This is a genomic window from Pseudomonas sp. TE31087 (assembly GCF_057284075.1).
In genome coordinates this window covers 5,557,516-5,579,041 of sequence record NZ_JBXVNN010000001.1, presented here as the reverse complement: position 1 = coordinate 5,579,041, position 21,526 = coordinate 5,557,516, and the positions used below count along the sequence as shown (strand labels likewise).

The window sequence follows — 21,526 nt, the reverse complement described above, 5'->3', positions numbered from 1 at the left end:
GTCAGCTGTCCTTCAACAGGGCGAGCACCGCGTCGGCCGCCTGGTTGGAGGCGTCGCGGCGCAGGGTGCGGTGGATCTGGTCGAAACTGTCGGTCTGTTGCGAGCCGTCCTTGACCAGCGGCGCCAGGGTCTGCGCCAGGGCTTCGCTGGTGGCGGCGTCCTGCAGCAGCTCCGGCACCAGCAGGCGCTGGGCCAGCAAGTTGGGCAGCGACACGTACGGGCTCTTGACCATGCGCTTGAGGATCCAGTAGGTCAGCGGCGCCAGGCGGTAGGCCACCACCATCGGTCGCTTGTACAGCATCGCTTCAAGGGTGGCGGTGCCGGAGGCGATCAGCACCGCGTCACAGGCGGCCAACGCCTGGTGCGAGCGGCCGTCCAGCAGGGTCAGCGGCAGCTCGCGCCCTTCGAGCATCTGCTCGACCTGGGCGCGCCGGGCGGCATTGGCGCACGGCAGCACGAAGCGCACGCCGGGCACCAGCTCGCACAGGCGCTGGGCGGCATCGAGGAACAACGCCCCCAGGCGTCCCACCTCACCACCCCGGCTGCCGGGCATCAGCGCGATCACCGGCCCTTCGCCCAGGCCGAGCTCGGCACGCGCCGCGCCACGGTCGGCCTCCAGGGGAATGGTGTCCGCCAGCGGATGGCCGACGAAACGCACCGGCACACCTTGCTCTTCATAGAATCGCGCTTCGAACGGCAGCAGGGTGAGCATCAGGTCGCACCCCTCGCGAATCTTCAGCACGCGCTTCTGCCGCCAGGCCCAGACCGACGGGCTGACGTAATGCACCGTCTTGATCCCGGCCTGGCGCAGCTTGAGTTCGATATTGAGGGTGAAATCGGGGGCGTCGATGCCAATGAACACGTCGGGCTTTTCGCCGATCAGCGTCTGGATCAGTTCCTTGCGCCGCTTGAGCAGCTCGCGCAGGCGCCCGAGCACCTCGACCAGGCCCATGACGGCTAGACGTTCCATCGGAAAGTAGGAGGTCATGCCCTCGGCTTCCATCAAGGGACCGCCAACACCGATGAACCGTACATCGGGATGACGTGCCTTGATGGCGCGCATCAGGCCGGAACCAAGAATATCGCCGCTGGCCTCGCCCGCGACCAGCGCCACGCAGAGCTGGGCCATGTCAGCGGGTGATGCCGCGTGCGGAATTGGCGATCGATTGGCGGAACAGGTCGACTTCGGGGAACTGCGTTACCAGTTCATCCAGCTCCTTGAGCGCCTCTTCGACGGTCAGGCCCTGCCGGTAGACGATCTTGTAGGCGCGACGCAGGGCGTGCAGTACTTCGTCGCTGAAACCGCGACGGCGCAGGCCTTCGAAGTTCATGCTGCGCGCCTCGGCCGGGCTGCCGAACACGGTGACGTAGGCCGGTACGTCCTTGCCAATCGCGGTGCCCATGCCGGAAAACGCGTGGGCGCCGATATGGCAGTACTGGTGTACCAGGGTGTAGCCGGACAGGATCGCCCAGTCGCCAACATGCACATGGCCCGCCAGCGCGGTGTTGTTGACCAGGATGCAGTGGTTGCCGATGACGCTGTCGTGGCCGATGTGGGCATAGGCCATGATCAGGTTGTGATCGCCCAGGGTCGTTTCCGAACGGTCCTGCACGGTGCCGCGGTGGATGGTGACACCCTCGCGGATCACGTTGTGGTCACCGATCACCAGGCGCGTCGGCTCACCCTTGTACTTCAGGTCAGGGGTGTCTTCACCGATAGATGAAAACTGGTAGATACGGTTGTGCTTGCCGATGCGGGTCGGCCCCTTGAGCACCACGTGCGGACCGATGACGGTGCCCTCCCCGATTTCCACATCGGGGCCTACGATCGACCAGGGGCCGACCTCGACGCCCTCGGCCAGCTTGGCCGAGGGGTCGATGATCGCCCTTGGGTCAATCGAACTCATAGGGAGCGTTCCGCGCAGGTGATCTCGGCCGAGCAGACCGGCTTGCCGTCCACCAGGGCGCGGCACTCGAACTTCCAGATCATGCTCTTGCGGCTGAGGAACCTGGCTTCCAGCACCAGCTGGTCGCCCGGCAGCACCGGCTGGCGGAAGCGCAGCTTGTCGGAGCCGACGAAGTAGTAGAGGGTGCCGTCCGCCGGCTTGGCGTCGAGCATCTTGAATCCGAGAATCCCGGCCGCCTGGGCCATCGCCTCGATGATCAGCACGCCCGGCATGATCGGATGCGCCGGGAAGTGGCCATTGAAGAACGGCTCGTTGATGCTGACATTCTTGTAGGCACGAATGCTTTGGGCCTCGAAGTCCAGGTCCGTCACACGATCCACCAACAGGAACGGGTAACGGTGAGGCAGGTATTCGCGAATCTCGTTGATGTCCATCATTTCGGGGGGAAGCCTGTATAAGAATAGGGAGCGCAGGTGCTGACCACACGCTCCTTTTGCAGATCCAAAGAGGAGCCAGCTAGCGACTGTAACGCTTGCTCAGTAAATGGTATCAGCCTTCTGATGCCGGCTGGCCACCTGAGGTCACGGTGTCGACACGCTTTTCCAGCTGCTGGAGACGCTTGGACATCTCGTCCAGCTGGCGAATGCGAGCGGCGCTCTTGCGCCACTCGGCCAAGGGTTGCATGGCCGTACCGGAAGAATAGCCACCCGGCTCGGTAATCGAACGGGTCACCATGGTCATGCCGGAGACAAAGACATTGTCGCAGACGTCGATGTGGCCGACCATCCCGACGCCACCGGCAATCATGCAATGCTTGCCGATCCGGGTGCTGCCGGAAATCCCGACGCAGGCCGCCATCGCCGTGTGGTCGCCGACCTGCACGTTGTGGGCGATCTGGATCTGGTTGTCGAGCTTGACGCCATCGCCAATGCGGGTGTCCGACAGCGCGCCGCGGTCTACCGCGGTGTTCACACCGATCTCCACGTCATCACCCAGGGTGACGCCGCCGATCTGCGCGATCTTGCGCCAGATACCTTTCTCGTTGGCAAAGCCGAAGCCCTCGCCGCCGATCACCGCGCCGGATTGGATGACCACCCGCTTGCCGATGGTCACGTCGTGATACAGCGTGACCCGCGGGGCCAGCCAGCCACCCTCGCCGATGACGCAGCGGGCACCGACGAAGCAGTGCGCGCCAACCGTTACATTGGCGCCAATGCGCGCACCGCTCTCGATCACCGCGAACGGGCCGATGCTGGCGCTGGCATCCACCTGGGCATCCTCGGCAACCACGGCGCTGGGATGGACTCCCGCCACAGCCTTGGGCTTTGGATCGAACAGGTGCGAAATGCGTGCATAGGCCAGGTAAGGGTCGGGAACGATCAGGGCGTTGCCGGCAAAACCTTCGGCGTCCTCGGCCTTGAGCAATACCGCGCTGGCCGAGGAATCGTCCAGGAACTTGCGGTACTGCTTGTTGGCCAGGAAGCTCAACTGCCCGGAACCGGCCTCCTGCAAGGTGGCCAGCCCGGTGATCTGCAGCGCTTCGGGGCCTTTGAGTTCGGCCCCGAGGGCCTCGGCCAGCTGGCCGAGCGTCATGGTCACGGTCATATCAACGAGCTTGGTTCATGCGCTCGATGACCTGGCGGGTGATGTCGTACTGCGGCTTGACATCGATGACCGCGCCACGCTCCAGAACCAGGTCGAAACCGCCCTTCTTGATCACTTCCTCGACAGCACCGTCAAGCTTCGGCTTGAGTTGCTTGAGCATGTCGCGGTCGGCCACGGCCTTGGCTTCGTTAAGTTCCTTGGACTGGAACTGGAAGTCACGGGCTTTTTGCTTGAACTCGAGTTCCAGGCGTTCACGCTCAGGCTGAGGCATCTTGTCGCCGCCCTTGATCAGGCGGTCCTGGATACCCTTGGCGCTGCTTTCCAGGCCCTTGAGCTTGGTCAGTTGCGGACCGAACTTCTTCTCGGCGTCAACGGCGTACTTCTTGGCCGCATCGGATTCCAGCAGGGCCATCTGATAGTTCAGCACGGCAACTTTCATTTCGGCGAAAGCCGGGGTGGCGACCAGCGCCGCGGCCACGAGGGCCAGTTGGGTCAACTTACGCACGATGCACTCCTGGATAATCCGTTGTCGTTATGCAAGGGCCGACCTCAGAAGGTCTGGCCCAGAGAGAATTGGAACACTTGCGTGTCGGCGTCGTCCGGCTTCTTGATCGGCATCGCCAGGCTGAAGCTCAACGGGCCCAGCGCGGTGATCCAGGTCACACCCAGACCGACCGAGCTGGCCATGTCCGAGAAACCGACCTTGGTGCAATCGGGCTTGGAGCCGCAGTTGGTGTCGAACACGTTACCCACGTCCCAGAACACGGACGTGCGCAGCGAACGCTGATCCTTGACGAACGGCAGCGGGAACAGCAGCTCCACGCCACCCTGGACGAGGACGTTGCCACCGAACGGCAGCGGATCCTGGTCCGGGTCGGCGATGGTGCCCTGGTTGCCGGTTACCGCGGCGCCACGACTCGGGGTGCTACGTGGACCCAGGGTGCTGTCCTTGAAGCCGCGCACGGAGTTGAAGCCGCCCGCGTAGTAGTTTTCATAGAACGGCAGGCCGGAGGTCGAGCCGAAACCATCACCATAGCCCAGCTCGGTGTGCAGGCGCAGGGTGTAGTCGTTGTTGATCGGCTTGAACAGCTGGCCGCGGTAGTCGAGCTTGTAGAACGACAGGTCGCTGCCAGGCACGGTGGTTTCCAGGGTCAGGCTCTGGGAGTGACCGCGGGTAGCCAGCACGCCTTTGTTCAGGGTCGACTCGGACCAGCCGATCGACGCCTTGAAGTTCAGGAAGTTGTCGCCCTCGTCCTGGAGGAACTTGAAGATCTCGTCGACGGTGTAGCGGCCGGTCTTGATCTTGTCCTGCTGCACGGTCAGGCCGTAGGTCAGGCGCGAGGTCTCGCTGATCGGGTAGCCGAGGCTGACACCGGCACCGAGGCTGTCCACCGCGTAGCTGGCCACGTCGACGTCGAGGTCGTCGTAGTCGGTGCTGCGGTAGAAGGCGTTGTAGCCCAGGCTCACGCCATCGGCGGTGAAGTAGGGGTCGACGTAGCCGAAGTTGTAGCGGGTCTGGTACTCGGAACGGGTCAGGCCGATGGAGACCTTGTTACCGGTACCGAGGAAGTTGTTCTGGCTGATCGAGCCGCCCAGGATCAGGCCGGCGCTCTGGGCGAAACCGACGCTGGCGGTGATCGAGCCGGAGGCCTGCTCTTCGACGCTGTAGTTGACGTCGACCTGGTCGTCGGTGCCCGGCACCGGCGGCGTCTCGACGTTGACTTCCTTGAAGAAGCCCAGGCGCTCGAGGCGGGTCTTGGACTGGTCGATCAGGTAGGTCGAAGCCCAGCCGCCTTCCATCTGACGCATTTCGCGGCGCAGTACTTCGTCTTCGGTCTTGGTGTTGCCGCGGTAGTTGATGCGGTTGACGTAGGCACGCTTGCCCGGATCGACGACGAACATGATGTCGACGGTGTGATCCTGGTCATTCGGCTGCGGCACGCCGTTGACGTTGGCGAAGGTGTAGCCTTCGTTGCCCAGACGACGGGTGATCAGGTCGGAGGTGGTGGTCATCACCTTGCGCGAAAACACCTGGCCCGGCTGCACCAGCAGCAGCGACTTGACCTGGTCTTCCGGCACTTTCAGGTCACCAGACAGCTTCACGTCGCGGACGGTGTACTTCTCGCCCTCGTTGATGTTGACGGTGATGTAGACGTGCTTCTTGTCCGGGGTGATCGACACCTGGGTGGACGCGATGTCCATGTTGATGTAGCCGCGGTCCAGGTAGTAGGAACGCAGGCGCTCCAGGTCACCGGAGAGTTTTTCCCGGGCGTACTTGTCGTCGTTCTTGAAGAACGACAACCAGTTGGTGGTCTTGAGCTCGAACAGCTGGCCGAGGGTCTCGTCGTCGAAGACCGTGTTGCCCACCACGTTGATGTGCTGGATCGCGGCCACGGTGCCTTCGTTGATCTTGATCTTCAGGCCCACGCGGTTGCGCGGCTGCGGCACGACTTCGGCGTCGACCTCGGCGGAGTAGCGGCCCTGGGCCACGTACTGGCGCTGCAGTTCGTTACGCACGCCTTCCAGCGTCGCGCGCTGGAAGATCTCGCCTTCGGCCAGGCCCGACTGTTTCAGGCCTTTCATCAGGTCTTCGGTGCTGATCGCCTTGTTGCCTTCGATCTCGATGCTCGACACCGAGGGGCGCTCGACCACGTTGATGATCAGGACATTGCCGTCGCGGTTCAGCTGGATGTCCTGGAAGAAGCCGGTCTTGAACAGCGAGCGGGTCGACTCGACCAGACGGCGGTCGTCGACCTGGTCACCGACGTTCAGCGGCAACGCGCCGAACACGCTGCCGGCGGACACCCGCTGCAGGCCGTTGACACGAATATCGGAGATGGTGAAGGACTCGGCGTGAACTTCAGCGATCATCAGTGCGGAGAGCACCGCAGTTAGCAGCAGACGTTTCATGAAGTCCTTTTATTCCAACTGGCAATAAACAACCTGCCGCGACAAGGCGGCAGGTTTTCGCGATTGAGCGAAGCTTTTATAGTCGACCCAGATCGTTGATCAGGGCGAGCAACATCACCCCGACGACCAAACTGATACCGATCTGGACCCCCCAACCTTGCACCCGATCCGAGAGCGGACGACCGCGCGCCCACTCGATCAGGTAGAACAGCAAATGCCCCCCATCCAGTACCGGGATGGGCAGCAGGTTCAGAACCCCCAGGCTTATGCTCAGGTAGGCCAGGAAATTCAGGAAATCCCCAACGCCCGACTGGGCTGAAGCGCCCGCCACTTTAGCAATGGTTATCGGTCCGCTCAAGTTTTTTACCGAGAGCTCCCCGAACAGCATTTTCTTCAGCGATTCGAGGGTCAGGACGCTCATGCTCCAGGTGCGGGAAAGCCCCTCGCCGACTGCTTCCAGCGGACCATAGCTGACCTCGCGGAGCATCTTCGCCGGCCACTCGGCGGCCTTGACCCCGGCGCCCAGATAGCCGCCAGAAGCCTGACCCTCACCTTTGCGCGCCAGGGTGACGGCAACCTCGAGTGGCGCGCCGTCGCGCTCGATGCGCAGGCCGACCTTTTTCTCGGGACGCGCGCGGACCGCGTCGACCACCTGCTGCCAGTCGGCCAGCTCGACGCCGTCGAGCGCCAGCAGCTTGTCACCGGTCTTGAGCCCGGCCGCCGCCGCTGGCCCCTTCGGATCGATCTCGGCCAGCACAGGCACCACCGCCGGGCGCCAAGGGCGCAGGCCAAGGGACTGGATCGGCTCCGGCTCGTCGACGCCCTTGAGCCACTGATTCAGGGAAACATCGAGCTGGCGCTCGGCGGTCGCGCCCTCGTCGAGCACCCCGACCCGCAGCGTGCCGCTCTCGCCGAGGCGGCGCACCAGCTGCAGGTTGACCGCCGACCAACCATTGGTCGGTTCGCCATCGATGGAGACGATTTCCTGGCCGACGCTCAGACCGGCGCTGGCTGCCAGGCTGCCGGCCTCGACGCCACCGATGACCGGACGTACCTGTTGCGAGCCCAGCATGGCCACCACCCAGAAGAACAGGATGGCAAGCAGGAAGTTGGCGATGGGGCCGGCGGCCACGATGGCGATGCGCTGGCGGACCGACTTGCGGTTGAACGACTGCTCGACCAGCGCTGGCGGGACCTCGCCCTCGCGCTCGTCGAGCATCTTGACGTAGCCGCCCAGGGGGATCGCGGCGACGACGAACTCGGTGCCGTGGCGATCATGCCAACGCACCAGCGGCGTGCCGAAGCCCACCGAGAAACGCAGGACCTTGACCCCGCAACGCCGCGCCACCCAGAAGTGGCCGAACTCGTGGAAGGTAACCAGCACACCCAGGGCAATCAGGGTGCCGACAATCATGTAGAGCGCAGTCATGTCCAATCTCCGGGTGACATTCGGCGGAGTCGGCCGCAGGCTTCAGCGGCCGTGGCGTCGCAGCCATTCCCGGGACAGCTCCCGGGCACGCTGGTCGGCGGCGAACACCGCCTCGAGGGTGGGCAATGCCACCACGGGCTCCTGATCGAGCACCTGTTCGATCATACCCGCGATCTCCGGGAAGCGGATACGCCGCTGGAGAAACGCCTCGACAGCCACTTCGTTGGCGGCGTTGAGCACCGCCGGCGCGCTGTTGCCCGCCTCGGCAGCCTGACGCGCCAGGCGCAGGCATGGGAAGCGCTGTTCGTCGGGCGCCTGGAAATCCAGACGGGCGATGGCGAACAGGTCCAGCGGCGCGACACCCGAATCGATACGCTCCGGCCAGGCCAGGGCGTTGGAGATCGGCGTGCGCATGTCCGGGTTGCCCAGCTGGGCAAGCACCGAGCCATCGACGTAATCCACCAGCGAGTGAATGACACTCTGCGGGTGCACCACCACTTCAATCTGGGACGGCTTGGCATCGAACAGCCAGCAGGCCTCGATCAGTTCCAGGCCTTTGTTCAGCATGCTGGCCGAGTCGACCGAGATCTTGCGACCCATGGACCAGTTCGGGTGCGCGCAGGCCTGCTCCGGTGTTACATCCAGCAATGCTTCAGCAGGGGTTTCGCGGAACGGCCCACCGGAGGCGGTCAGCAGGATCCGGCGCACGCCAACAGCGCCCAGGCCACGGGCGTAATCGCCGGGCATGCACTGGAAGATCGCGTTGTGCTCGCTGTCGATCGGCAGCAACACCGAACCACTGCGGTGCACCGCATCCATGAACAAGGCCCCGGACATCACCAGGGCCTCCTTGTTGGCCAGCAACACCTTCTTGCCCGCCTCGACCGCGGCCAGGGTCGGGCGCAGGCCGGCGGCGCCGACGATGGCCGCCATCACGGTATCCACCTCGGACGCAGCGGCCACCTGACACAACCCGGCCTCACCCTCGAGCACCTCGGTGGCGCAGCCCGCCGCGGCCAACCCCTGACGCAGGCGCATGGCCGCCTCGGCGCTCGGCACCACGGCGAACGCCGGACGATGACGCTCGCACAGGGCCAGCAGTTCGTCGATGCGCGAATAGCCGCTGAGGGCGAACACCTGGTAACGGTCAGGGTGGCGGGCCAATGACATCCAGCGTGCTCAGGCCGATGGAGCCGGTGGCCCCCAGCACGGTTATGCGTTGCACGGCACTCACATCACACCCCACTCAGCCGCCCACAGCAGCACGGCAAACATCGGAATCGCCGCGGTCAGGCTGTCGATGCGATCGAGCACGCCGCCATGACCCGGCAGCAGGTTGCTGCTGTCCTTGATGCCTTCACGGCGCTTGAACATGCTTTCGGTCAGGTCGCCGACCACCGAGGACATCACTACAACGACAGCCCCCAGCAGGCCCAGCAGCACCTGGCCGACACTCCAGTCGCGGGAGTAACCCACGGCCAGGGTAATCAGCAGGCTGACCGCGAGGCCGCCATAGACGCCCTCCCAGCTCTTGCCCGGACTGACCTGCGGCGCCAGCTTGCGCTTGCCGAAGGCCCGACCGGAGAAGTACGCGCCGATATCGGCAGCCCAGACCAGCACCATCACCGACAGGATCAGCCAGTTGCCCAACGGCCAGTGCTTGAGCAGCACCAGGCCCTGCCAGGCAGGCAGCAGTACCAACAGGCCAATCAGCAGGCGACAGGCGGCGCTGCTCCACAGCTCGCCGCTGCGCGGGTAGGTCAGCACCAACCAGGTGGCCAGGGCCCACCAGATCACCGAGGCGCCCAGCACCCAGGGCGCAAGATCGGGCATCAGGTAGAGCAACATCAGGCCGCCCGCCACCACCGCGGCGTAGGCGATGCGCAGCGGCTGCGCGACCAGGCCGGCCAGGCGCGCCCACTCCCAGGCACCGAGCGTCACCACGAAGCCGATGAACAGGGCGAAATCTCCACCGTTGAGCAGGAAGAAACCACCCAACGCGATCGGCAGCAGGATCAGCGCGGTAATGATGCGTTGTTTAAGCATTAAGCACGGGCTCCGGCTTCGACCTGCTCGCTGGTCTTACCGAAGCGGCGCTGGCGCGAAGCGAAATCGGCCAGCGCGTTGCGCATGGCCTCGTGTTTGAAGTCCGGCCAATAGAGGTCGGAGAAGTACAGCTCGGCGTAGGCCAGCTGCCACAGCAGGAAGTTGCTGATACGGTGCTCGCCGCCGGTGCGGATGCACAGATCGGGCAACGGCAGGTCGCCGGTGGCAAGGCAGGTCTGCAACAACTCCGGTGTGATGTCGTCCGGCCGCAGATGACCGGCCTGAACCTCACGCGCCAGGCGCTGGGCAGCCTGGGCGATATCCCACTGGCCGCCGTAGTTGGCGGCGATCTGCAGAATGAAACGGTTGCTGCCTGCGGTCGCGGCCTCGGCCTCGCGCATCGCCGCCTGAAGCTCAGGATGGAAGCGCGAGCGGTCGCCAATGATGCGCAGGCTGATGTTGTTGTCGTTCAGGCGCGAGGCCTCGCGGCGCAGCGCCTTGAAGAACAGCTCCATCAGGGCACTGACTTCGTCCGCCGGTCGCTGCCAGTTCTCACTGGAGAACGCAAAAAGCGTGAGCACCTCGACCTTCGCCTCGGCGCACACTTCGATCACGGCGCGCACCGCATCGACACCCGCTTTATGCCCGGCAACGCCGGGCATGAAGCGTTTCTTCGCCCAGCGATTATTCCCATCCATGATGATCGCCACGTGACGCGGCACCACGGAGGGCACAGTCTGCTTGGTCTTTTCCATGAAGGCGTCCTGACCCTTAGATGGCCATCAGGTCCTTTTCTTTTGCTTCGGTGGCCTTGGCGATCTGCGCCTCGATATCCTTGATCAGCTTGTCGATGTCGGCACTGGCACGACGCTCTTCGTCTTCACTGATTTCCTTGTCCTTGGACAGCTTCTTCAGGTCACCCATGGCGTCACGACGGATGTTGCGCACGGCAACGCGCGCATCTTCGGCCGCGGCGCGAGCCTGCTTGGTGAAGCCCTTGCGGGTTTCTTCGGTCAGCGGGGGCATATTGACCAGCAGCAACTCGCCCAGGTTGGTCGGATTGAGATTCAAGCCGGCGCTGCCGATGGCCTTGTCGATGGCGCCCAGCATGTTGCGCTCGAAAGGCACGACTTGCAGGGTCTGGTTGTCCTTGACGGTCACGTTGGCGACACTGGTCAGCGGGGTGTCGGAGCCATAGTAAGGCACCATCACGCTGCCCAGGACGCTCGGATGCGCCTTGCCGGTGCGGATCTGGCCAAATGCGTGGATCAGCGACTCCAGCGACTTTTGCATGCGCGCCTGGGCGTCTTTCTTGATTTCGTTGATCATTTTTGAACTTCCTCGATCAGAGTTCCTTCCGCGCCGCCATGCACGATGTTCAGCAGGGCGCCGGGCTTGTTCATGTTGAAGACGCGCAGCGGCATCTTGTGATCGCGGCAAAGGCAGATTGCCGTCAGGTCCATTACGCCCAGCTTGCGATCCAGCACTTCATCGTAGGACAGATGATCGAACTTCTCGGCATGCGGGTCCTTGAATGGATCTGCAGTGTATACACCATCGACCTTGGTTGCCTTCAATACCACGTCGGCATCGATTTCGATGGCGCGCAGGCAAGCGGCGGAGTCGGTGGTGAAGAACGGGTTGCCGGTACCGGCAGCGAAGATCACGACTTCCTTGGAGTTCAGGTGGCGCATGGCCTTGCGGCGATCGTAGTGATCGGTCACGCCTACCATGGAGATGGCCGACATGACGATGGCGGTGATGTTCGCCCGCTCCAGCGCGTCGCGCATGGCCAGGCCGTTCATCACGGTGGCCAGCATGCCCATGTGGTCGCCGGTAACGCGGTCCATGCCGGCTGCACTGAGCGCCGCGCCACGGAACAGGTTGCCACCACCGATCACCAGGCCGACCTGAACGCCGATGCCGACCAGCTGGCCGACTTCCAGCGCCATGCGATCCAGGACCTTGGGGTCGATCCCGAACTCTTCCGAGCCCATCAGGGCCTCGCCGCTAAGTTTGAGTAGAATGCGTTTATAGCGAGCCTGATGACCACTGCCCTGCTGAGCCATTGCGAATCTCTCCTGCGGCGTTTGTAAAAATCTGGCGGGCTGTTTCAGCCTGCGCGTAACTCTAGCGTGACGCAATTCATGCGTCAGCGAACAACGGTCTCGTGAACCGCTCCCGCTTTGACAAAGAGGCTGCGCGCGTAAGCGGGCAGCCTCTTCGGGGCGACAGACAAATCCGTCTTACTGCTTGGCGGCAGCTACCTGGGCGGCAACTTCGGCAGCGAAGTCGTCAACCGGCTTCTCGATGCCTTCGCCGACCTTGAAGTAGGTGAAGGAAACGATTTCAGCACCGGCTTTCTTGGCCAGCGCGCCGACTTTGACTTCCGGATCCATGACGAAGGCTTGCTCTTTCAGCGAGGCTTCGGCCTTGAACTTGGAGATACGACCGTTGATCATGTTTTCAACGATGTTTTCCGGCTTGCCGGCGATCTTGTCGGCGTTCAGCTGCAGGAAGACGTTCTTCTCGCGCTCGATGGCCTCGGCGGAGATTTCCGACGCATCCAGGAACTCTGGGTTCGAGGCTGCAACGTGCATGGCAATGTTCTTGGCCAGGTCGACGTCGCCGCCTTTCAGGACAACAACGGCACCGATCTTGTTGCCGTGCAGGTAGGCACCGACAACGTCGCCTTCAACGCGCACCAGGCGACGGATGTTGACGTTCTCGCCGCACTTGGCAACCAGGGCTTCACGAGCGGCTTCACGCGAGGCGATCAGCGGAGCTGCGTCGGTCAGCTTCTGGGCGAAGGCTTCTTCGATGCTTTCAGCAACGAAGTTCTTGAAGTCGTCCTGCAGAGCCAGGAAGTCGGTCTGCGAGTTCACTTCCAGCAGAACGGCGGATTTACCGTCGGTCTTGACGGCGATAGCGCCTTCAGCAGCGACGTTGCCAGCCTTCTTGGCGGCCTTGATGGCGCCCGAGGCACGCATGTCGTCAATGGCTTTCTCGATGTCGCCGCCGGCCTTTTCCAGGGCCTTTTTGCAATCCATCATGCCTTCGCCAGTACGCTCGCGCAGTTCTTTGACCAGCGCCGCAGTAATTGCTGCCATTTCAAAATCCTCTTGGAAAGTTTTTCAACCATTCCACCCGCTCGTCACGGGCGTTAAATTCTGCAAATCGCTGCCTTTATATCAGCTCGCCCATGATGCGGGGCCGTTGCTGACAGCAGGATTTCAAGGTGGCAAAAAGGGGGCCAAGCCCCCTTTTTGCGTGCCAAGTAGACGCCAGGCGTCAATTACTCAGCAGCAGGTGCAGCCGCTTCTTCAGCGTAGACTTCAGTGCCGCCGGCAACGTTGTTGCGGCCGCGGATGACGGCGTCAGCCATCGAAGTCATGTACAGCTCGATGGCGCGGATAGCGTCATCGTTACCTGGGATGATGTAGTCAACACCTTCCGGGCTGCTGTTGGTATCGACAACGCCGATGACCGGAATGCCCAGCTTGTTGGCTTCGGTGATGGCAATGCGCTCGTGGTCGACGTCGATCACGAACAGGGCATCAGGCAGGCCGCCCATGTCCTTGATACCACCCAGGCTGCGGTCCAGTTTTTCCAGATCGCGCGAACGCATCAGGGCTTCTTTCTTGGTCAGCTTGGCAAAGGTGCCGTCTTCGGCCTGGGTTTCCAGGTCGCGCAGACGCTTGATCGAGGCGCGGATGGTCTTGTAGTTGGTCAGCATGCCGCCCAACCAACGGTGGTCAACGTATGGCGAACCGCAACGAGCAGCTTGCTCGGCGACGATCTTGCCGGCGGAACGCTTGGTGCCGACGAACATGATCTTGTTCTTGCCCTGGGCCAGGCGCTCTACGAAGGACAGAGCTTCGTTGAACATTGGCAGGGTTTTTTCCAGGTTGATGATGTGGATCTTGTTACGCGCGCCGAAAATGTACTTGCCCATTTTCGGGTTCCAGTAACGGGTCTGGTGGCCGAAGTGCACACCGGCCTTCAGCATATCGCGCATGTTGACTTGGGACATGATAGTTCCTTGATAAGTCGGGTTGGGCCTCCACGTATCCCAATGACCAACCCGTGTTTCCAGGGAAACCGGGCACCCAGGCCATCGTGTCGACACGTGTGTGGGTTTGAGCTGACGGAGGACATCCCCCGAAAGCGGCGCATTTTATACCACAGGCCGAGCGCGAACGGAACCCGGATCATGCTTCGTCCGTCAGCGGCTTTTGCAGCAACCATGCTTTGCGGCCAGAATGCCTTCAATAGACCAGCGGATCCACGGGACTCTCCCGACAGATCGCCGCCGCGCTCTGGTAGAATCCGGTCTTTCCCGTTTGTTCGCGCCACACAGGGCGCCGTAGAGAGCCTGTTCATGACCGTCACCATCAAGACTGCAGAAGACATCGAGAAGATGCGCATCGCTGGCCGCCTGGCCGCCGAAGTGCTGGAAATGATCGAGGAGCACGTCAAGCCCGGCGTCACCACCGAGGAGCTCGACCGCCTGTGCCACGACTACATCGTCAACGTCCAGCAGGCGATCCCCGCCCCTCTCAACTACAAGGGCTTCCCCAAGTCGATCTGCACCTCGATCAACCATGTGGTCTGCCACGGCATTCCCAATGACAAGGCGCTCAAGGACGGCGACACCATCAACATCGACGTGACCGTGATCAAGGACGGCTACCACGGCGACACCAGCCGCATGTTCCATGTCGGCACCGTCGCGCCATGGGCCGAGCGCCTGTCCAAGGTCACCCAGGAGTGCCTGTACAAGGCCATCGAGCTGGTCAAGCCCGGCTGCCGCCTGGGTGACATCGGCGAAGTGATCCAGAAGCACGCCGAGAAGAACGGTTTCTCGGTGGTCCGCGAGTTCTGCGGCCACGGCATCGGCAAGGTGTTCCACGAAGAGCCGCAGATCCTCCACTACGGCCGCGCCGGTACCGGCATGGAACTCAAGGAAGGCATGACCTTCACCATCGAGCCGATGATCAACCAGGGCAAGGCCGACACCAAGGTGCTGGGCGACGGCTGGACCGCCATCACCAAGGACCGCAAGCTCTCGGCCCAGTGGGAGCACACCCTGGTGGTGACCGCCAGCGGCTACGAGATCTTCACCCTGCGCAAGGACGACACCATCCCGCGCACCTCGGCCTGATACTGACTAACAGGAACGCGACTCGATGCCCCAGGTGGATCCCGAGCTGTTCGACCGCGGCCAGTTCCAGGCGGAACTGGCCCTCAAGGCAAGCCCCATCGCCGCTTTCAAGAAGGCCATCCGCATGGCCGGCGAGGTGCTCGACAAGCGTTTCCGTGAAGGCCGCGAGATCCGCCGGCTGATCGAGGATCGCGCCTGGTTCGTCGACAACATCCTGCAACAGGCCTGGCACCAGTTCAGCTGGGGCGCGCCGGACGGCATCGCCCTGGTGGCGGTGGGCGGCTATGGCCGCGGCGAGCTGCACCCGTTCTCGGACATCGACCTGCTGATCCTGCTCGACGCCGCCGAGCACGAGCAGTACCGCGACGCCATCGAACGCTTCCTCACGCTGCTGTGGGACATCGGCCTGGAAGTCGGCCAGAGCGTGCGCACCGTCGACGAATGCGCCGAGCCGAGCAGGCCCGGGCCGACCTCACGGTCATCACCAACCTGATGGAAAGCCGCACCATCGCCGGCCCCGAGTCGCTGCGCCGACGCATGCTCGACGCCACCAGCACCGCGCACATGTGGCCGAGCAAGGAGTTCTTCCTGGCCAAGCGCGCCGAACTCAAGGCCCGCCACCACAAGTACAACGACACCGAGTACAACCTCGAGCCCAACGTCAAGGGCGGGCCGGGTGGCCTGCGCGACATCCAGACGGTGCTTTGGGTGGCCCGGCGCCAGTACGGCACCCTGAACCTGCACGCCCTGGCCGGCGAGGATTTCCTGCTGGAAAGCGAGAACGAGCTGCTGGCCTCGTCCCAGGCCTTCCTCTGGCGCGTGCGCTATGCCCTGCACATGCTCGCCGGGCGCGCCGAGGACCGCCTGCTGTTCGACCACCAGCGCAGCATCGCCGCGCTGCTGGGCTACACCGACGACAACCCCAAGCGCGCCATCGAACAGTTCATGCAGCAATACTACCGGGTGGTGATGAGCATCAGCCAACTGTGCGACCTGATCATCCAGCACTTCGAGGAGGTGATCCTCGCCGATGACGACAGCGGCGCCACCCAGCCGCTGAACGCACGCTTCCGCCTGCACGACGGCTATATAGAAGCGGTCAACCCGAACGTCTTCCGGCGCACCCCGTTCGCCATGCTGGAGATCTTCGTGCTGATGGCCCAGCACCCCGAGATCAAGGGGGTGCGCGCCGACACCGTGCGCCTGCTGCGCGAACATCGCCACCTGATCGACGACAAGTTCCGCAACGATATCCGCAACACCAGCCTGTTCATCGAGCTGTTCAAGTGCGAGATCGGCATCCACCGCAACCTGCGGCGGATGAACCGCTATGGCATCCTCGGCCGCTACCTGCCGGAGTTCGGCCTGATCGTCGGGCAGATGCAGCACGACCTGTTCCATATCTATACGGTCGATGCGCACACCCTCAACCTGATCAAGCACTTGCGCAAGCTGCAGTACACCCCGGTTTCCGAGAAATTCCCGCTGGCCAGCAAGCTCATGGGGCGCCTGCCCAAGCCGGAGCTGATCTACCTGGCCGGCCTCTACCACGACATCGGCAAGGGTCGCCAGGGTGACCACTCCGAGCTGGGCGCAGTGGACGCACAGGCCTTCTGCGCGCGCCACCAGCTGCCTGCGTGGGACAGCCGGCTGATCGTCTGGCTGGTGCAGAACCACCTGGTGATGTCTACCACTGCCCAGCGCAAGGACCTCTCCGACCCGCAGGTAATCAACGACTTCGCCCTGAACGTGGGCGACGAGACGCGCCTGGACTATCTCTACGTGCTGACCGTGGCCGACATCAACGCCACCAACCCCAGCCTGTGGAACTCCTGGCGGGCGAGCCTGCTGCGCCAGCTCTATACCGAGACCAAGCGCGCCCTGCGCCGGGGCCTGGAGAACCCGCTGGACCGCGAGGAGCAGATCCGCCAGACCCAGAGCGCGGCGCTGGACATCCTGGTGCGCGAGGGCACCGACCCGGACGACGTCGAGCAGCTCTGGTCGCAACTGGGCGATGACTACTTCCTCAAGCACAACGCCGCCGACGTGGCCTGGCACAGCGACGCGATCCTCCAGCAGCCGGCCGACGGCGGGCCGCTGGTGCTGATCAAGGAAACCACCCAGCGCGAGTTCGAGGGTGGCACGCAGATCTTCATCTACGCCCCTGACCAGCATGATTTCTTCGCCGTTACCGTGGCCGCCATGGCCCAGCTCAACCTGAACATCCACGACGCCCGGATCATCACCTCGAGCAGCCAGTTCACCCTCGACACCTACATCGTGCTCGACAACGACGGCGGCTCGATCGGCGACAACCCGCAACGGGTCAGGCAGATCCGCGACGGCCTGACCGAAGCGCTGCGCACCCCCGAGGACTATCCGGCGATCATCCAGCGCCGGGTGCCACGCCAGCTCAAGCACTTCGATTTCCCGCCGCAGGTGACCATCCTCAACGACGCCCAGCGCCCGGTGACCATCCTCGAGATCACCGCACCGGACCGGCCCGGCCTGCTGGCGCGGATCGGGCGGATCTTCCTGGAGTTCGACATCTCGCTGCAGAACGCCAAGATCGCCACCCTCGGCGAGCGCGTGGAGGACGTGTTCTTCATCACCGACGCCGACAACCAGCCGCTGTCCGACCCGCAGCTGTGCAGCCGCCTGCAGGAGGCCATCGTCCAGCAGCTGCAGGCCGGACAGGCCAGCGATGCCAGCCCCACCCGCATGACCTTTTGACGATAACGAGACCTTGCGCCAATGAACCCAGCACTGACCCAGCTCCAGCCCTACCCGTTCGAGAAACTGCGTGCCCTGCTGGGGAGCGTGAAGCCGGCGGCGGACAAACGCCCGATCGCCCTGTCGATCGGCGAGCCGAAGCATGAATCGCCGGCCTTCGTCGCCAAGGCCATGGCCGACAACCTCGACAAGCTGGCGGTCTACCCCAGCACCCTGGGCCTGCCGGCCCTGCGCCAGGCCATCGGCCAGTGGTGCGAGCGGCGCTTCGGCGTACCGGCCGGCTGGCTGGACGCCGACCGCCATATCCTGCCGGTCAACGGCACCCGCGAGGCGCTGTTCGCCTTCACCCAGGCCGTGGTCGATCGCTCGGCAGATGGCCTGGTGGTCAGCCCCAACCCGTTCTACCAGATCTACGAAGGCGCGGCCCTGCTGGCCGGTGCCACCCCGCACTACCTGCCCTGCCTGGAAAACAACGGTTTCAACCCCGACTTCGACGCCGTGCCGGCCGACGTCTGGAAGCGTTGCCAGATCCTGTTCCTGTGCTCCCCGGGCAACCCCACCGGCGCCCTGGTGCCGATGGACACCCTGAAAAAGCTGATCGCCCTGGCCGACGAGCACGACTTCGTGATCGCCGCCGACGAGTGCTATAGCGAGCTGTACTTCGACGAGGACGCGCCACCACCGGGCCTGCTCAGCGCCTGCGCGCAGCTGGGCCGTCAGGACTTCAAGCGCTGCGTGGTATTCCACAGCCTGTCCAAGCGCTCCAACCTGCCGGGGCTGCGCTCGGGCTTCGTCGCCGGCGATGCCGAAATCATCAAGCCGTTCCTGCTGTACCGCACCTACCATGGTTGCGCCATGCCGGTGCAGACCCAGCTGGCCAGCATCGCCGCCTGGCAGGACGAGGCCCATGTGCGCGACAACCGCGACCAGTACCGCGCCAAGTACGATGCCGTGCTCGACATCCTGCAGCCGGTGCTCGACGTGCAACGCCCGGACGGCAGCTTCTACCTGTGGGCCAAGGTGCCAGGCAGCGACGCCGACTTCACCCGCGACCTGTTCGAGGCCGAGCATGTGACCGTGGTGCCGGGTTCGTACCTGTCCCGCGAAGTGGACGGGGTCAATCCGGGCGCTGGGCGCGTGCGCATGGCGCTGGTCGCGCCGCTGGCCGAGTGCATCGAGGCGGCCGAGCGGATTCGCGCGTTCCTGGGCCGCTGATGGCAGGCGCCCCTCCTCACAGGGGGGGCGCAATCTCAATCGAGGCAAGCATTAAGTACCGTCAGTGCAGAACGCTGGCGACCGATAGTTGGCACCTCCCAACCCCTGAAGGTGCACAACGATGTCCGATGTTCTCGTGGCAAACGCGACCTACCGCCTACGCCAGAAGCTGCAACTGCCCCAAGCGATGAAGCCGCGCAAGAAGCGCTCGGTGGCCGATCATTCCGTGTTCTGGCGCCCAGGCCAGACGCTGAGAATCTCGTTCATCGGTACGCCCTGCCCGTGGCTCAAGAAAGCGATCTTCGACACCGCGTGCCAATGGCTGAAATACGCCAACCTGACATTCGAACTCCTCGACAACAACGTCAACGAAGCCGAGATCCGCATCCAGACCGATGTGCAGGAAGGCGTGAATTTCAGTTTCCTGGGCAACCAGGCCCTGGAAGTGGACGGCGCCACCATGGCATTGGGGGTCAAGCTGTCGGACCCGTTGTTCGAGTCGTACGTATTGCATGAGTTCGGGCACGCATTGGGCATGGAGCACGAGCACCAGCACCCACAAGCCAACATCCCCTGGGACCTGGACGCGTTGCGCCAGTTGCTGGCCGTGCTCCTGGTCGACGAGGCCAACAACCCGGATGACCTCGACGAGCTGATCGAAGAGGACCTCGCCACTCAGTTCCTGCCACTGCCCGACAACGGCGACCTGCTCATCCTGCCCTATGACAGCCAGTCGATCATGCATTACCGCATCAGGCAGAAGCTCACGCACCATGGCTTCAAGCGCAGCCATAACCTGAAAATAAGCAAGAAGGACAAGCGCTTCATGCGCCTGGTCTATCCGGCTTCGTGCAAGTAACTAGCGGACCTGCCCGAGATTGGCCTCGCTCAGGTCCAGCTCGCCCAGCACCTGGCGCACCACTTCGTCCCCCACCAAGTGTTGGCGATGCAGCTCGTACAGTTCCAGCCGTTGCGCACGCAGGGCGCGCAGGCGCAAACGACGCTCCAGCTGATCCATCTGCTCGGCCAGCGCCCTGGCCTCGGCGCTGTCGTTGTAGCTGTCCAGCTCATCGCGGTACTCGGCCATCAGCCGCGCCTTGAGCTCGGTGGCCAGAGTCGCCTGGGCGGCATCCTGCGGCGCGTTGGCATCGATCACCTCCTCGGCCTCGAGCGCATGGATCGCCGCCTCTGCCGTGCGTCGCCAGGCCTCCTGCACTTCCTGGTGCAAGCGCTCGTCCGGGCTCTTGGTCACGCCGCGCAGCAGGATCGGCAAGGCAATGCAGGCGCTGACCAGCGACAGCAGTATCACCCCGGCGGCGATGAAGATGAGCAGGTCGCGCTCGGGGAACGCCTTGCTCGCGCCGATCAGCAGCGGCACCGACATCACGCCCGCCAGGGTCACCGCGCCGCGTACGCCGCCCAGGGTCAGCAACCAGCACGAGCGCGCAGTCGGCATCAGCACCAGCGCGGGCTTGCCACGCCAGCGTCTAACCACGCCGATAGCTCGCCAGATGCTCTGCACCCAGATGAACCGCAACAGCACCAGCGTGGCGAAGATTGCCACCACATCCAGGCAGCGCCAGGCCAGGGTCGACCACACGGCAGCCTCGTCGCTCACCACCGCCTTGATGATGTCCGGCAGTTGCAGGCCCAGCAGCAGGAAGATCAGCCCGTTGAAGGCGAACTCCAGCAGCGACCAGACACTGCGGTTGAGCAGGCGGGTGCTGGTCTGCCGGGGCAGCAGGTCCAGCCAGCTCTGCATCATCCCGGCGGCCACCGCCGAGAGAATGCCGGACACGCCGAGGCGCTCAGCGAGCACGTAGGCGGCAAAGGGCAGCAGCAGCATGAACACCACATGGGTGGCCGGGTCGTCCCAGCCACGGGTGATCATCCACATGCGCAGGCGCCCGACCAGCCAGCTCAACGCCACCCCCACCGCCAGGCCACCAAGGGCGACCAGGACGAAAGTCAGGCTGGCCTCGGTCAACGAGAATACCCCGGTTATCGCCGCCACCAGGGCGAACTTGAAGGTCACCAGGCCCGAGGCGTCGTTCATCAGCGCCTCGCCCTGAAGCATGTGCATCAGCGGTGTCGGCAGACGGTCCTGGGCGATGGCCGACACGGCCACGGCGTCGGTGGGCGACAGCACCGCCGCCAGGGCGAAGGCCACCGCCAGCGGAATGCTCGGCAGCAACCAGTGGATGAAGTAGCCGGCCCCGACCACGGTGAACAGCACCAGCCCCACCGCCAGCGCCACCACCGGTCCGCGGATGCGCCACAGTTCGCGCTTGGGCATGCGCCAGCCGTCGGCGAACAGCAGCGGCGGCAGGAACAGGAACAGGAACAGCTCAGGGTCCAGCGCCACGTGCAGCCCCAGGGTCGGCCAGGCCAGCAAGGCGCCGGCGCCGATCTGCACCAGCGGCAAGGGCAGCGGCAGCACCCGCCCGACCAGTTTTGACACGCTCACCAGCATCAGCAGGATAAGGACGGTATAGGCTGACTGCATCGGCAAGCTTC

General features: G+C 63.9%; 17 protein-coding genes and 2 pseudogenes. 4 read left to right on the top strand and 15 right to left on the bottom strand.

Annotated elements, in window-relative coordinates:
- Position 1: 1 nt before the first annotated feature.
- The 14 genes and pseudogenes from lpxB to rpsB all read right to left on the bottom strand — a co-directional run bounded on the left by lpxB (position 2) and on the right by rpsB (position 13,930).
- A complete protein-coding gene (gene lpxB / locus ACZ899_RS25255; RefSeq protein ID WP_203651137.1) occupies positions 2–1,129 on the bottom strand; it encodes a lipid-A-disaccharide synthase in 1,128 nt (375 codons plus the stop codon).
- A gap of 1 nt (position 1,130) precedes the next feature.
- On the bottom strand, positions 1,131–1,907 hold the full coding sequence (lpxA, locus tag ACZ899_RS25250) for an acyl-ACP--UDP-N-acetylglucosamine O-acyltransferase (protein ID WP_028690667.1): 777 nt from the start codon (positions 1,905–1,907) through the stop codon (positions 1,131–1,133).
- On the bottom strand, positions 1,904–2,344 hold the full coding sequence (fabZ, locus tag ACZ899_RS25245; RefSeq protein ID WP_051097422.1) for a 3-hydroxyacyl-ACP dehydratase FabZ: 441 nt from the start codon (positions 2,342–2,344) through the stop codon (positions 1,904–1,906). The genes lpxA and fabZ overlap by 4 nt, the downstream gene beginning before the upstream one ends.
- A 112-nt stretch (positions 2,345–2,456) precedes the next feature.
- The gene (gene lpxD / locus ACZ899_RS25240) at positions 2,457–3,512 is read right to left on the bottom strand and encodes a UDP-3-O-(3-hydroxymyristoyl)glucosamine N-acyltransferase (RefSeq protein ID WP_203651136.1); all 1,056 of its coding nucleotides are present in this window, start codon (positions 3,510–3,512) and stop codon (positions 2,457–2,459) included.
- Position 3,513: 1 nt separating this feature from the next.
- Entirely contained in the window at positions 3,514–4,017 is a 504-nt protein-coding gene (locus tag ACZ899_RS25235) for an OmpH/Skp family outer membrane protein (protein WP_023629834.1), read from the bottom strand.
- Between the two features lie 44 nt (positions 4,018–4,061).
- The gene (bamA, locus tag ACZ899_RS25230) at positions 4,062–6,422 is read right to left on the bottom strand and encodes an outer membrane protein assembly factor BamA (protein WP_028690670.1); all 2,361 of its coding nucleotides are present in this window, start codon (positions 6,420–6,422) and stop codon (positions 4,062–4,064) included.
- Positions 6,423–6,498: 76 nt separating this feature from the next.
- Entirely contained in the window at positions 6,499–7,851 is a 1,353-nt protein-coding gene (rseP, locus tag ACZ899_RS25225) for an RIP metalloprotease RseP (RefSeq protein WP_203651132.1), read from the bottom strand.
- A 42-nt stretch (positions 7,852–7,893) separates the two neighbouring features.
- A pseudogene (gene ispC, locus ACZ899_RS25220) lies at positions 7,894–9,085 on the bottom strand (1-deoxy-D-xylulose-5-phosphate reductoisomerase).
- The gene (locus ACZ899_RS25215; protein WP_234562482.1) at positions 9,082–9,897 is read right to left on the bottom strand and encodes a phosphatidate cytidylyltransferase; all 816 of its coding nucleotides are present in this window, start codon (positions 9,895–9,897) and stop codon (positions 9,082–9,084) included. Before ACZ899_RS25215 ends, ispC begins: the two are co-directional and overlap by 4 nt.
- Positions 9,897–10,652 carry a polyprenyl diphosphate synthase gene (gene uppS, locus ACZ899_RS25210; protein ID WP_203651126.1) on the bottom strand — a complete coding sequence of 252 codons (756 nt, stop codon included), beginning with the start codon at positions 10,650–10,652 and terminating at the stop codon, positions 9,897–9,899. Before uppS ends, ACZ899_RS25215 begins: the two co-directional genes overlap by 1 nt.
- A 16-nt stretch (positions 10,653–10,668) precedes the next feature.
- A complete protein-coding gene (frr, locus tag ACZ899_RS25205) occupies positions 10,669–11,226 on the bottom strand; it encodes a ribosome recycling factor (RefSeq protein ID WP_203651124.1) in 558 nt (185 codons plus the stop codon).
- Positions 11,223–11,966, bottom strand: a complete 744-nt coding sequence (gene pyrH, locus ACZ899_RS25200) for a UMP kinase (RefSeq protein WP_028690676.1) — start codon at positions 11,964–11,966, stop codon at positions 11,223–11,225. Before pyrH ends, frr begins: the two co-directional genes overlap by 4 nt.
- A 177-nt stretch (positions 11,967–12,143) precedes the next feature.
- On the bottom strand, positions 12,144–13,007 hold the full coding sequence (tsf, locus tag ACZ899_RS25195) for a translation elongation factor Ts (protein ID WP_050704410.1): 864 nt from the start codon (positions 13,005–13,007) through the stop codon (positions 12,144–12,146).
- A gap of 185 nt (positions 13,008–13,192) precedes the next feature.
- On the bottom strand, positions 13,193–13,930 hold the full coding sequence (gene rpsB / locus ACZ899_RS25190; RefSeq protein WP_028690678.1) for a 30S ribosomal protein S2: 738 nt from the start codon (positions 13,928–13,930) through the stop codon (positions 13,193–13,195).
- 348 nt (positions 13,931–14,278) lie between these two features.
- On the opposite strand from rpsB, the gene map reads away from it, so the two are divergent.
- From map to ACZ899_RS25170, 4 genes and pseudogenes are all read left to right on the top strand, one after another.
- Entirely contained in the window at positions 14,279–15,061 is a 783-nt protein-coding gene (map, locus tag ACZ899_RS25185; RefSeq protein ID WP_050704409.1) for a type I methionyl aminopeptidase, read from the top strand.
- A gap of 25 nt (positions 15,062–15,086) precedes the next feature.
- Positions 15,087–17,794, top strand: a pseudogene (locus tag ACZ899_RS25180) ([protein-PII] uridylyltransferase).
- 21 nt (positions 17,795–17,815) lie between these two features.
- Complete coding sequence (gene dapC / locus ACZ899_RS25175) at positions 17,816–19,009, top strand: succinyldiaminopimelate transaminase (protein ID WP_234562480.1); 1,194 nt, start codon at positions 17,816–17,818, stop codon at positions 19,007–19,009.
- Positions 19,010–19,130: 121 nt separating this feature from the next.
- Complete coding sequence (locus tag ACZ899_RS25170; protein ID WP_203651110.1) at positions 19,131–19,868, top strand: zinc metalloprotease; 738 nt, start codon at positions 19,131–19,133, stop codon at positions 19,866–19,868.
- On the opposite strand, the gene ACZ899_RS25165 is transcribed toward ACZ899_RS25170, so the two are convergent.
- On the bottom strand, positions 19,869–21,515 hold the full coding sequence (locus ACZ899_RS25165; RefSeq protein ID WP_234562479.1) for a Na+/H+ antiporter: 1,647 nt from the start codon (positions 21,513–21,515) through the stop codon (positions 19,869–19,871).
- Positions 21,516–21,526 lie beyond the last annotated feature (11 nt).